12 protein-coding genes and 1 riboswitch are annotated in these 11,641 nt (G+C 59.9%); of the genes, 5 read left to right on the top strand and 7 right to left on the bottom strand.

Annotated features, from left to right (window positions below; all coding sequences use genetic code 11):
* Positions 1 to 37: 37 nt before the first annotated feature.
* From cobJ to J7413_RS03865, 7 genes are read right to left on the bottom strand one after another with little or no spacing between them, the layout of a single operon-like run.
* The gene (gene cobJ, locus J7413_RS03895; RefSeq protein ID WP_209096583.1) at positions 38 to 802 is read right to left on the bottom strand and encodes a precorrin-3B C(17)-methyltransferase; all 765 of its coding nucleotides are present in this window, start codon (positions 800 to 802) and stop codon (positions 38 to 40) included.
* Positions 799 to 1,530: a precorrin-2 C(20)-methyltransferase gene (gene cobI, locus J7413_RS03890; RefSeq protein ID WP_209096581.1), complete on the bottom strand. Its 732-nt coding sequence runs from the start codon at positions 1,528 to 1,530 to the stop codon at positions 799 to 801. The genes cobJ and cobI overlap by 4 nt, the downstream gene beginning before the upstream one ends.
* Positions 1,527 to 2,156 carry a precorrin-8X methylmutase gene (locus J7413_RS03885; RefSeq protein WP_209096579.1) on the bottom strand — a complete coding sequence of 210 codons (630 nt, stop codon included), beginning with the start codon at positions 2,154 to 2,156 and terminating at the stop codon, positions 1,527 to 1,529. The genes cobI and J7413_RS03885 overlap by 4 nt, the downstream gene beginning before the upstream one ends.
* Positions 2,156 to 3,289 (bottom strand): cobalamin biosynthesis protein CobG, encoded by a 1,134-nt coding sequence (locus J7413_RS03880; protein WP_209096577.1) that lies wholly within the window; start codon positions 3,287 to 3,289, stop codon positions 2,156 to 2,158. The genes J7413_RS03885 and J7413_RS03880 overlap by 1 nt, the downstream gene beginning before the upstream one ends.
* Entirely contained in the window at positions 3,286 to 6,573 is a 3,288-nt protein-coding gene (cobN, locus tag J7413_RS03875; RefSeq protein ID WP_209096575.1) for a cobaltochelatase subunit CobN, read from the bottom strand. The genes J7413_RS03880 and cobN overlap by 4 nt, the downstream gene beginning before the upstream one ends.
* A 6-nt stretch (positions 6,574 to 6,579) precedes the next feature.
* Positions 6,580 to 7,677, bottom strand: coding sequence for a cobalamin biosynthesis protein CobW (cobW, locus tag J7413_RS03870; protein WP_209096574.1), 1,098 nt, complete (start codon positions 7,675 to 7,677; stop codon positions 6,580 to 6,582).
* Complete coding sequence (locus tag J7413_RS03865; RefSeq protein ID WP_209096572.1) at positions 7,674 to 8,057, bottom strand: DUF1636 domain-containing protein; 384 nt, start codon at positions 8,055 to 8,057, stop codon at positions 7,674 to 7,676. Before J7413_RS03865 ends, cobW begins: the two co-directional genes overlap by 4 nt.
* A 76-nt stretch (positions 8,058 to 8,133) precedes the next feature.
* Positions 8,134 to 8,351, bottom strand: a riboswitch (cobalamin riboswitch).
* 41 nt (positions 8,352 to 8,392) lie between these two features.
* Here J7413_RS03865 and cobO point away from each other — a divergent pair.
* The 5 genes from cobO to J7413_RS03840 are packed head-to-tail and all read left to right on the top strand — an operon-like array spanning position 8,393 to position 11,621.
* Positions 8,393 to 9,010: a cob(I)yrinic acid a,c-diamide adenosyltransferase gene (gene cobO / locus J7413_RS03860; protein WP_209096570.1), complete on the top strand. Its 618-nt coding sequence runs from the start codon at positions 8,393 to 8,395 to the stop codon at positions 9,008 to 9,010.
* Positions 9,011 to 9,013: 3 nt separating this feature from the next.
* Positions 9,014 to 9,484, top strand: coding sequence for a metal-dependent hydrolase (locus tag J7413_RS03855; RefSeq protein WP_209096568.1), 471 nt, complete (start codon positions 9,014 to 9,016; stop codon positions 9,482 to 9,484).
* Positions 9,481 to 9,828: a Lin0512 family protein gene (locus J7413_RS03850; protein ID WP_209096567.1), complete on the top strand. Its 348-nt coding sequence runs from the start codon at positions 9,481 to 9,483 to the stop codon at positions 9,826 to 9,828. Before J7413_RS03855 ends, J7413_RS03850 begins: the two co-directional genes overlap by 4 nt.
* Positions 9,825 to 10,169 (top strand): Lin0512 family protein, encoded by a 345-nt coding sequence (locus tag J7413_RS03845; protein WP_209096565.1) that lies wholly within the window; start codon positions 9,825 to 9,827, stop codon positions 10,167 to 10,169. Before J7413_RS03850 ends, J7413_RS03845 begins: the two co-directional genes overlap by 4 nt.
* 3 nt (positions 10,170 to 10,172) lie before the next feature.
* Positions 10,173 to 11,621, top strand: a complete 1,449-nt coding sequence (locus J7413_RS03840) for a cobyric acid synthase (RefSeq protein ID WP_209096563.1) — start codon at positions 10,173 to 10,175, stop codon at positions 11,619 to 11,621.
* Positions 11,622 to 11,641 lie beyond the last annotated feature (20 nt).

Genomic DNA, 11,641 nt, shown 5'->3' with positions numbered 1-11,641 from the left:
GGTCGCGGCCCTTTTTGCGAGGGGCCATGACCGACATTCAGCCAGCCACCGACCGGGGCGTGTAGACAATCGGCGTGCCATCGCGGTCGATGATGCGGGTCTGGCTGGAGCCAAGCAACACCACGGTGCGCATGTCCGCCATATCCGGTGTGGTGTCCTGAAGCGGCACAATCTTGATGGTCTGATCGGGGCGCGACACATTGCGGGCAAAGATCATCGGGCGGTTGTCACCACAGGCGTCTTTCAGGGTTTTGAGCGCTTTTTCAAAGCCTTCCGGTCGCGACTTGGAGCGCGGATTGTAAAAGGCCATGGCAAAATCGGCCTCTGCGGCGAGACGTAGGCGTTTGTCGATCAACTCCCAAGGCTTGAGATTGTCGCTGAGGTTGATGGCGCAGAAGTCATGGCCCAGTGGCGCGCCGCAAGCCGCAGAGGCCGCCAGCATGGCTGTGATGCCGGGCAGCACGTGGATGTCGAGATCACGCCATGCGGCCTCGCCATGTTCTACGGCCTCAAACACCGCAGCGGCCATAGCAAACACACCCGGATCGCCGGAGGAGACCACAACCACGCGTTTGCCCTCAGAGGCCATTTCCAGCGCGTGGCGGGAGCGGTCGATTTCAACACGGTTGTCTGACGGGTGCAGGGTCAAGTTCGGGTTGGCGGCCACACGTTCCACATAGGGGATATAGCCCACCGCATCGGTGGCCTCAGCCAGCGCGGCCTGCACCTGTGGGGTCACCAGCGCTTCATCACCGGGGCCGATGCCGACGATCTGAACCCAGCCTTGTTCTGACGTGCTCATGGGCGGCGCCCCTGACCGTGTACAACTATGATCGAGAAGTAAGGCGTCACGTCGTCGGTCATTTCTGAGAGTTTTGTCACCGTCTGCTTGGGCATGGTGGCGTATTGCACGATCCAAGCATCCTCGTAGCGGTCTGCGGATTTGAGGGCGGCGATGACTTTTTCAAAGTTGGTGCCGATCTTCATCACCACCAGGGAGTCTGTGCGGGAGATGTAGTCGGTCAGCGTGTCTTGCGGCAGGGTGCCGGTGAGCACGGTGAGCACATCGTCACCCCAGGTGATCGGCGCGCCTGTGGCTGTCCATGCGCCGGACATGCCGGTGATGGCGGGCACCACGTTGACGGGCACAACTTTGCGCACGCGCTCATAGATGTGCATGAAGGATCCGTAAAAGAACGGGTCGCCCTCACAGAGCACAACAACATCGTCGCCAGCTTGGGCGAGGCGGATCAGATGCTGGGTCACATCCTCATAAAACTGCGACAGGATTTCATTGTAGCGTGGATCAGACAGCGGGATTTCGGTGGTGACCGGATATTCCATCGGGAATTCGATTACACCTTCGGGCAGCAGCCCTTCGACAATCTGGCGGGCCTGGCCTTTGCGGCCTGCCTTGCGGAAAAAGGCTACATGTTTGGCACCGCTCAGAAGACGGTGCGCGCGCACGCTCATGAGGTCGGGATCGCCGGGGCCGAGACCAACGCCGTGGATGGTACCTGTCTGTGTCATTCTTTGCGGCTCGCGATGGCGTTAATGGCGGCCACTGTCATGGCGGAGCCGCCCAGGCGGCCTTCGACAATCATGCAGGGCACAGGTTGATCCGCCCAAAGCGCGTCTTTGCTTTCCATTGCGCCGACAAAGCCCACGGGGCAGCCGATGATGGCAGCGGGGCGGGGGCACTCGGGATCTTCGAGCATGTTCAGGAGGTGAAACAGCGCAGTAGGTGCATTGCCAATGGCCACAATGGCGCCGCCCAGACGATCACGCCAATGCTCCAACGCCGCAGCAGAGCGGGTGTTGCCCATCTCTTTGGCCAGATCGTGGATGCCTTCGGCGTGCAGGGTGCAGATCACATCATTGTCTGCGGGCAGGCGCGGGCGGGTCACGCCTTCGCTGACCATGCGCGCATCACAGAAGATCGGCGCGCCGTCTTCCATGGCTTTGCGGGCCGCAGCCACCATGCCGGGGGTGAATTTCACGTGCTTTTCCAAGCCGACCATGCCCGCGGCGTGGATCATACGGACAACAACTTGCTCTTCGTCTTTATCGAAGTCAGCAAGTTCCGCCTCGCGGCGAATGGTGGCAAAGCTTTCATCATAGATCGCCTGACCATTCTTTTCGTATTCATAAGGCATCAAAACTCTCCCAAGGCGGTGGTCAGCTGTTGAGGTGTCAGACCAGTTTTTGTGGGCGCATCCCATGGACGGCCGTTTTTGACAAGATCAAATGCGCCGTCGTTGCCCACAAGGGTGGTGGCACAGGGGCGCGGGCGGGCGCAGCCTTTGGCGCACCCAGAAATATGCAGCGGCCCGCTTGTGTGTTTTGCTAGAGTGCGGGCAATTCTGCGCGTTTCCACGGTTGAGGATGTGCAGAGCGGCGCGCCGGGGCAGGCATCGGTTTGCAGAAGCGGGTCGCGCGCCTCAGTGATGAAATCAGTGGTTTCAACGGTGGCAGCACCTTCCAACAGGAAGAGGCGCCAAGGGGTGACCCGCAGGGCTTCCGCTTTGGTTTCACGAACTAGGGTTGCAAGAGCTTCGGCTTCGATTTGGCCAAAAGCTGCGCCAAAGATGGTTCCCAGTTCGACTCTGCCGGGTTTCAGAGCTGGCGCTGCTGCTACGGGCAGGGCGTCTTGCCAATCCGCCGGTGGCGGGGTCAGCGCCACATGCGCAGCCATGCGTCGGTGAGACGGGCCATCGGTTTTGACAAACCAGTTTGCCATTTCGATGAGGGCATCAACGGCTGTCTCTGCGGTCACAAGCCGCCCATGTGAGGCCCCATCAGCGCGTAATATCAATGCGCCATCACAAGAGCGCTCCAGCCGAAAGTCCGCCGAGTTCTGAGTGAATTGCGATGCGCCGTCGATGTCGATGGCAAAGCCCATTTTGGCGGGCAGCTCGGGGAAGTCACCCAAACGGGCCACCAGCGCGTTTGCGATCTGATCGGTTTCGTCTCCGGCCTGCCAGAGCGGCGGGATCAGGATGTTGCGGCGGCTTTCCAGCATGGGATCATCTGGCAGCAGGCCAAGATCTGCGAGACGTGCCAGAACGGCCTCGTGATCGGCTTCTGCCACGCCACGGATTTGCAAGTTGGCGCGGCTGGTGAGGTCCATCAGTCCAGAGCCAAATTCCTGTGCCGTTGCGCAGAGGCCGAGCACCTGCGCCTGTGTGAGCCGCGCCAGCATCGGGCGCACGCGCACAACCAGTCCGTCGCCAGACATCATGGGCTTGTAGGCGCCGGGGCACCAGCCTTTGGCGGCGGGGCGGCTCATGGCAGTTGCTCGAGCTCCGCAAGAATTGAGTTGCGGCGGGTGACCCAGAGCCCGGCCTCATAGAGCGCGGCGAAACGATCGCGCATCGCGGCCAATGCCTGCGGGTTTTCTTTTTGTAGAAACTCGACAACGCCATCATCGCCGAGAGTGGCATCATGATAGGCGTCAAACAGCTGTGGCGGTACCGCGCCTGCAAGATTGGCAAAGGCGGCCATATGCTCCAGCGTTGCGGCGATTTCGGCACCGCCGCGGAAACCGTGACGCATCATGCCGGCAAGCCAATCCGGGTTGGTGGCGCGGGCATGTACCACACGCGCGATTTCTTCGGTCAGGCTGCGGGCGCGGGGATTTTCCGGGTTGGTGTTGTCCACATGATACAGATTGGCGTTGCCGCCGGTGATCTTTTGCGCGGCGGCAAAGCCGGCCTCGTGGGTGGCATAATCAGACGCCAGCAGGAGGTCGGTTTCCGGCATGTCCTGCAGATGCACAAAGCTGTCTGCGGCCCCCACCAACGCGCGAATGCCGTCTGCGTCTTTGGTGATCTTGTCGCCGTCAAAAGCATAAGAGGACGCGTTGAGCCAAGCCTCGCCTGCGGCTTTGCGGCCTTCGTCAGAGTAATTTTCAATGTCGTGGCCCATGCCAAGGCCGTAGCTGCCGGGCGCGGGGCCATAGACGCGAGGGGCCGTGATGCGGCCCGCGAATGGGTTCCAGTCGGCGGCTTCGTCGCGTTCTGCCAAAGCTTTGACAGCCTGTCCAAAGAGGGTGCTCAGCGTTGGGAAGACATCACGGAACAGGCCAGAGACCCGCAGGGTGACATCAATGCGGGGGCGTTCGAGTAGGGCGATGGGCAAGATTTCAACGCCGGAGACGCGCTCGCTGCCTTCGTCCCAGACAGGTTTTGCGCCCAGAAGGTGCAGTGCCATGGCAAATTCTTCGCCTGCGGTGCGCATGGTGGCGCTGCCCCAAAGATCCACAATCAGGTTTTTGGGATAGTCGCCTTCTTCCTGAAGGTGGCGGCGCACCAGCTCTTCGGCCAGTTTCACGCCCTGTGCATAGGCCGAACGGGAGGGCACCGAACGCGGATCGGTGGTGAAGAGATTGCGGCCCGTGGGCAGCACGTCTTTGCGCCCGCGATAAGGGGAGCCGGAAGGGCCGGCCTCGATGCGTTTGCCAGCAAGTGCGCGGGTCAGGGATGCGCGTTCAGCCTCCGCAGAGGCGCTGGCGTCAAACGACCCTTCGACTGAGGGCGCACGGCCAAAAACGTGCAGACCATCGCCAAACTGGCTTTCCTTGATGTCGCAGACAAAAGTGTCGATGCGGGTGATCGCCTCGGTAAGGCAGGTGGCTTCATCCAGCCCAAGTTCTGATTGCAGGCCAAGGGCTTCGGCTTCGTCTTTGATGTCTGATTGCAGACGGTCCCGGCGCTTGGGATCCAAGCCGTCAGCATTGGAGAACTCATCCAGAAGCGTTTCCAGACGCGCAAAACGCTGCGGCGTTGCGCTGGCTTTGAGCGGCGGGGGCACATGCCCCAATGTGAGCGCGTTGATGCGGCGCTTGGCCTGTGCGGCCTCACCGGGGTCGTTCACGATAAACGGGTAGATCACCGGCACGTCGCCAATCAGCACTTCGGGCCAGCAGGCTTCAGACAAGGCGACAGATTTTCCGGGCAGCCATTCCAGCGTGCCATGGGCGCCAATGTGCAGCAGCGCGTCAACACCCTGTGTCTGGCGGAGCCAGAGATAGAAGGCCACATAGGAATGGCGCGGCACGCGGGAAAGATCGTGGTACTCATCTTCGCGCAGCTGAGCGGTGCCGCGCTCTGGTTGCAACGCGATCAGGATATTGCCGCGTTTTGTGGCCTTGAAGGTGAAGGCATCGCCTGCGACGGTGGGATCATCCTCAGGTGCGCCCCATGCAGTGGCAAGATCATCTTGCAGCGCCTGCGGCAGGGTGCTGAGAGCGGACTTATATTCCGCCAGCGACCATGTGAGGGGCGCGCCAAGGAGCGCTTCTGCCAATGTGCTGTCTGCATGACCGGTTTCGAAACCATCCTCGGCAAAGTCAGACAGGATCGCCTCAACACTTGCGAGCGGGTCCAGCCCAACCGCGTGGGCCATGTTCCAGTCTTTGCCGGGGTAGGTGGAGAGCACACAGGCGAGTTGCTTTTCTGCGTTGGGCTTTTTCGCAAGTCGCACCCAGCCCTCGACCTTGTCGGCAATCGCCGTGATCCGCTCTGGCACCGGGCGGTGGGCAAAGCGGGAGTATTCCAGCGCGGGGTCTTTTTTGCCAGGCTCTTTGAAAGAGGCGACGCCGGCAAAGAGGCGGCCATCTACTTCGGGCAGAACCACATGCATAGCGAGGTCAGAAGGCGCGAGGCCACGTTCCGCCTCTGCCCAGGCTTTTTTGCGGGAGGTGGCCAGAGCCACCTGAAAAACGGGCGCTTCGGTGGCATCCAGCGGCGAGGTGCCATCGGCCCCTTTGCCGGAGAACGACGTGGCATTCACAATGGCGGCAGGGGCCAGTGTGCGCAGTGTTTCGGCTAGCCATGCGGCCGATGCGGGCACTTTGAGGGACGGGGCAAATAGGCCCACCACATCAAAACCTCGGGCGCGAAACTCCTCAAACATGGCCTCAATCGGCGCGGTATCGGCGGAACTGACGTAGGCGCGATAGAACGTCAGGGCAATCAGTGGTTTTGCAGGATCGCGCGCTGCAAGAGGATCAGATAGGCCTGTCTCAGGCGTCCAGCCGCCGTGGTCTGGCAGGGCTTTGGAGCCCATGACCGGCTTGGCATAAAGCCCGGCAGACAGGGCGAGTTGTGCCAAAGCGGCCTGTGCCGCAATGGCGCCGCCGGTGTCACAGAGATGCGTGAGGCGATGCAGGGTAGAGACCGGCAGAGTCGAGACCTCATCCAATCGCGTGTCCGGACGGCCATCTGCGGGCAGTACTGCAAGGGCGATGCCTTTTTCCGCAGCCAGCGCCTGAACCTGTTGAATGCCGTATTGCCAATATGAGATCCCACCGATCAGCCGGATCAGGATGGCTTTGGCACCAGACAGCGTTTGGTCGATGTAGGTGTCCACTGACAGCGGGTGTTTCAACGCTGTCAGATTGGCAAGGCGCAGCGTTGGAAGATCGCCATTGCTGCGGTGCCAGCCTGCCGCGAAAGCCCCGAGGTCGCTGTCAGAAAAAGACAGCACAACAAGGTCAGCCGGTGACTGACCCAGATCCATTGGGGTTTCGGCCTCATCAAGGCCATGGCTTTCGCGAAAGACTACATGCATGGCGGCTTAGTCTACCAGAGCTGCGTGGATCGCATCCACATTTACGTCATGATGTTCGGCAATCACGACCATACGGCCCTGACGGCCTTCTTCGGCCTTCCATGGGCGGTCAAACTGATGCCGCACGCGCGCGCCCACCGCCTGTACCAGAAGCCGCATGGGTTTGCCTTCCACCGCGGCGTAGCCTTTGACGCGCAGAATGTTGAGATCTTTGGCCATTTTTTCGATCTTAGCGGCAAAAGCCGCGGGATCGGATTGTTCTGGCACATCTACGACAATGCTGTTGAAAGCATCGTGATTGTGGTCGTGGTGGTGATCATGATGATGGTCGTCGTCATGATGGTGATCGTCGTGATCATGCGTGTGATGATGATCTTCGTGATGGGAGGGGCGGGCTTCCAGATCGTCTTCTGCGGCGGCTTCAAGGCCAAGGATAACGCGCGGGTCCACATCACCTTCGGCGACTTCGACCACCGGCAGGGCGCGTGGTGCTTTGGAGAGCACGATCTCTTTGGCTTTGGCAACGCCCTCGGGGCCTGCGAGGTCTGGTTTTGTCAAAAGCACAATGTCGGCGCAGTTGATCTGATCGAGAAACACCTCAGACAGAGGGGTTTCGTGATCCAGACCTTCATCCGCTTCGCGCTGCGCATCCACAGCAGCCACATCAGTTGCAAAGCGGCCATCGGCGACAGCCTCCGCATCAGCCAGTGCGATCACGCCGTCCACAGTGATCTTGGAGCGGATATCAGGCCAGTCAAACGCCTTCAGCAGCGGTTTTGGCAAGGCCAGGCCAGAGGTTTCAATCAGGATGTGCTCTGGGCGGGTCTCTAGGTTCATCAGAGCTTCGATCGTGGGGATGAAATCATCGGCCACGGTGCAGCAGATGCAGCCATTCGCCAGCTCCATGATGTTTTCCGCTGGACAGTCCGGAATTGCGCAGGATTTCAGGATCTCGCCATCGACACCAACATCGCCAAATTCATTCACAATCACCGCGAGGCGTTTGCCCTGCGGCTTTGTCATCAGGTTGCGCACCAGCGTTGTTTTGCCGGATCCCAGAAAGCCGGTGATGACGGTGACGGGAAGTTTTTCAAGAGTGCTCATTCAGGGATCTCCAGTGGGGGAATGCGTGCAATGCAGTTTTTGCGGAAGTGAGTCGAGCGTTCGCGCCAAGGCACCAGCCCATCGACGGTTTCGGCGTATTTGGTCACGCCCTCGGCAACCAGATCCGCGTCATCTGCGCCAGTGAAATTGCCATAGACGTATGTCCAGCGATCATCGCCACCACGAATGGTGACCGAGCAGCCAGAGTCGCAGTTGGAAAAGCATGCCACGCCTTTAACGGTCACGTTTTCTGGCAAATCTGACGCCCTGAGGGCTTCGAACAGCTGGGTGCCGGGGCGTGGCCCTTCAATGTCGGTGGGCTGACCTGCACGGCAGGTGGTGCAGACAAGCAGGTCGACTGGAGCGGATGCATCAGCCATCAGTTTTGGTCCCTTTTCAGGGACGGGGGCACACGGGACATCATCAAGAGAGCCCAACACCGAAACACCCCGTCCGGTTTATGTCTTCTCCGCTGGCAGGTCTCCCGGCTTGCAGATTTCAGAGCCTGCGCTCTGGTGGCCCTCCTGCCTTCCCGGATCGCTCCAGTGGCTGTGGCGGACCTCTCCGGTCACGGTCGCGGGGGCGGCTGCGCTTTGGGCCTTGACGTCGGACCCGTTTCACATTCCCTTTTCACCTGCCCCGAGGGAGCAGGAACCAACGACACCTCGAATGGGCAATGATTGCGGCCAAGTCAAGCGGGAACGGAGAGGCACGAATGTCTGAAAACACGGATCAGAACGAACGCCACAAGGCCAAGATGGCCAAAATCAAGGCAGCGCGGGACCGTATGATGGCCACCAAGACCGAGGAAAAAGGTCTGATCATCGTGCACACCGGGCCGGGCAAAGGCAAAAGCTCGTCGGGCTTTGGCATGATTATGCGCTGTATCGCACATGGCATGCCGGTGGCTGTGGTACAGTTCATCAAAGGCGCGATGGCCACGGGTGAGCGGGCCTTTCTGGAAGAGCATTTCCCGGAAGAAGTGAAATTTCATGTGTCAGGGGAAGGGTTTACCTGGGAAACGCAGGACCGGGAGCGCGACATTGCCAAAGCAGAAGCAGGCTGGGAATTGGCCAAGGAGCTGATCCGCAACCCTGAGAACCGCTTTGTGATGCTGGATGAAATCAACATCGCGCTGCGCAATGACTATCTCAACATCGACAAAGTGGTCGATTTTCTGCTGAGCGAAAAGCCGGAGATGACTCACGTTCTTTTGACTGGCCGCAATGCCAAGCCGGAGCTGATCGAGGCCGCTGATCTGGTAACAGAGATGACCCTGCTGAAACATCCGTTCCGCGATGGCATCAAGGCGCAGGCGGGGGTGGAATTTTAAAGCATGTTCATCGGGCACCTTCCTGCTGGATATCTCTTCGCGAAATCGCCTGTAGTTGCGCGTGCGTCGCGCACGGTTTTCTGGGGTGTTTTGCTTGGGAGTGTGGTGCCCGATTTGGATATGTTGTGGTTCTACTTGGTCGATCAGGGCAGTACACATCATCACGACTATCTGACACATCGCCCGATTTTATGGGCCGCTGTACTTCTTATCGGGGCGCTTTTTAAGGCGGGGTTCCTGATAGGGCTTGGAGCCGGCGGGCTTTTGCATCTTGCGCTAGACAGCATCGCTGGGAAGGTGACCTGGGGCTGGCCCTTTTCTGAGGTTTCGATGACGCTTGTGACTGTGCAAGCAACCCATGATCACTGGATTAAGTCGTTCTTGTCCCATTGGACTTTCAAGGTAGAACTTGCTTTGGTTGCCATAGCCTTGATCGTCTTTGTCCGTTCAAATTTCAAAGGAAGATCTGAATGATCAAACGTCTGCTCACCGAATTTGGCATGGGCTCTTCGCTCAGACGTCAGGACTATACCGAGGCGGCGAGCCGGGCTGTGAAAGATGCGCTGTGGCACAATTCGATCAATCTGGCGGAGCTTTTTGGCAAGGACAAATCAGAGATGATCATCACCGTTGAGGTGGCGGTGCAGCAACCGGAGCAGATTGACACCGCGGTGATTGCGGCGATCTTCCCTTATGGGCGGGTCACGGTTGTGCCGGTCAAAGGCGGGCTGGACGTGCCGCGCACGGATGGGGGCAACCCAACGGTGATGGCCAATGTGGCGATTTCGGTGGCTTTGGATGTGGAGGTCGCGGCATGAGCGAGCAGCGTTTCATCATCGAAATGGGCATGGGCAACGACCAATACGGACAGGATTACACCAAGGCTGCGGCCCGTGCGATCGAGGATGCGATTCGCCATTCTTCGATCCCGATGTTTGCCTCTTTGGGTAAGGATTCCAAAGAGATGCGGGTGCAGGTGACGGTGGGGGTACAGGCACCGGAAGAGGTGGATTGTGACGCATTGGTTAAGAATTTGCCACGCGGGTGCGCGGCGGTGAAAGCGGTCTTTGGTGGGATGAATGTGACAAATCCCGATGACGGAAACGTGCTTGTCATTGCCTCAGCGGCGGTGGAGGCCTTCCTCCCAAAACAGGGCTGAGCCATGGGCAAGGCAATTATGATTCAGGGCACGGGCTCCAATGTGGGCAAGTCGATGCTTGTGGCGGGGTTGTGCCGGGCGGCGGCGCGGCGGGGGCTGTCTGTGGCACCGTTCAAGCCGCAAAACATGTCCAACAATGCGGCTGTGACCTCTGATGGCGGCGAGATCGGCCGGGCGCAGGCGTTGCAGGCGCTGGCCTGCGGCAAGGCGCTGACCGTGGATATGAACCCGGTGCTGTTGAAGCCGGAAACCGATGTGGGCTCGCAAGTGGTGGTGCAGGGCAAGCGGCTGACCACGGTGAAGGCGCGGGAGTATGCCAAGCTTAAACCGCAGTTGCTTGAGGCGGTGCTTGAGAGCTTTAACCGGTTGAAATCGCAGAGTGATCTGGTGATTGTAGAAGGCGCGGGCAGCCCGGCGGAGGTCAATCTGCGGGCCGGAGACATCGCCAATATGGGCTTTGCACAGGCCGCAGAGGTGCCTGTGGTGCTGGCTGGAGACATCGACCGGGGCGGCGTGATTGCACAGGTTGTCGGGACGCAGGCGGTGATTTCGGAAGAGGACGCCGCGCTGGTTGTGGGCTTCCTGATCAACAAATTTCGCGGTGATCCGAGCCTGTTTGATGATGGCTATGATCTGATCAAAGAGACCACAGGCTGGGATGGTTTTGGGGTGTTGCCTTATTTCGGGGAGGCATGGAAACTACCCGCCGAAGATGCGCTTGATATCAAGAATGCCGAGCGGGACGGCGGCTTGAAAGTGGTTTGTCTGGGGTTGTCGCGGATTGCGAATTTTGACGATCTGGACCCGCTGGCGCAGGAGCCGGGCGTGTCGCTGACCATGTTGCGGGCGGGTGAGCCGATTCCTGGCGATGCGGATGTGGTGATCATTCCGGGCAGCAAGTCGACCCGTGGTGATCTGGCGTTTCTGCGGGAGCAGGGCTGGGATGTTGATCTGGCCGCGCATGTGCGGCGCGGTGGCCATGTTCTTGGGATTTGTGGCGGATATCAGATGCTTGGCACGGTTGTGAAGGACCCTGAGGGCATCGAAGGCCCGGCTGGAGAAACCGAAGGCCTTGGGCTCTTGGACGTGGAAACGGTGATGACACCGGACAAACGTCTGACGGAAACCGAAGCCGTGCATGTGGCCTCTGGCGAGGCCTTCCGGGGCTATGAAATCCACATCGGGCGCACGGATGGGCCGGATCGGGCGCGGCCCTTTGCGCAGGTGGACGGGCGTGATGAGGGCGCGGTTTCTGCGGGTGGGCAGGTGTCGGGGAGCTATCTGCACGGCATGTTCCGCGATGATGTCTTCCGCCGGGCCTGGCTGACTGCGCTGGGTGCGCAGGTGGGCAATGAGGGCTATGACGTCACCGTGCAGGCGGTGCTGGATCGTCTGGCAGATCATGTGGAAACACATCTGGATGTGGATGGCATCTTGGCGGCTGCGCGCTAAAACTTCGATGCCGCCGGCGG

This window comes from Shimia sp. R10_1, from assembly GCF_017744095.1.
GTDB lineage: Bacteria > Pseudomonadota > Alphaproteobacteria > Rhodobacterales > Rhodobacteraceae > Shimia.
The sequence above is the reverse complement of the archived record's forward strand: the minus strand, read 5'-3'. Positions and strand labels throughout refer to the sequence as shown.

Bases quoted from the DNA above. Each gene is read 5' to 3' on its own strand.
- J7413_RS03850 (WP_209096567.1), top strand. From the start codon at position 9,481: ATGATCAAACGTCTGCTCACCGAATTTGGCATGGGCTCTTCGCTCAGA.
- J7413_RS03885 (WP_209096579.1), bottom strand. From the start codon at position 2,156: ATGCCTTATGAATACGAAAAGAATGGTCAGGCGATCTATGATGAAAGC.
- cobW (WP_209096574.1), bottom strand. From the start codon at position 7,677: ATGAGCACTCTTGAAAAACTTCCCGTCACCGTCATCACCGGCTTTCTG.
- J7413_RS03865 (WP_209096572.1), bottom strand. From the start codon at position 8,057: ATGGCTGATGCATCCGCTCCAGTCGACCTGCTTGTCTGCACCACCTGC.
- J7413_RS03855 (WP_209096568.1), top strand. From the start codon at position 9,014: ATGTTCATCGGGCACCTTCCTGCTGGATATCTCTTCGCGAAATCGCCT.
- J7413_RS03840 (WP_209096563.1), top strand. From the start codon at position 10,173: ATGGGCAAGGCAATTATGATTCAGGGCACGGGCTCCAATGTGGGCAAG.
- cobI (WP_209096581.1), bottom strand. From the start codon at position 1,530: ATGACACAGACAGGTACCATCCACGGCGTTGGTCTCGGCCCCGGCGAT.
- cobN (WP_209096575.1), bottom strand. From the start codon at position 6,573: ATGCATGTAGTCTTTCGCGAAAGCCATGGCCTTGATGAGGCCGAAACC.
- J7413_RS03845 (WP_209096565.1), top strand. From the start codon at position 9,825: ATGAGCGAGCAGCGTTTCATCATCGAAATGGGCATGGGCAACGACCAA.
- cobJ (WP_209096583.1), bottom strand. From the start codon at position 802: ATGAGCACGTCAGAACAAGGCTGGGTTCAGATCGTCGGCATCGGCCCC.
- cobO (WP_209096570.1), top strand. From the start codon at position 8,393: ATGTCTGAAAACACGGATCAGAACGAACGCCACAAGGCCAAGATGGCC.
- J7413_RS03880 (WP_209096577.1), bottom strand. From the start codon at position 3,289: ATGAGCCGCCCCGCCGCCAAAGGCTGGTGCCCCGGCGCCTACAAGCCC.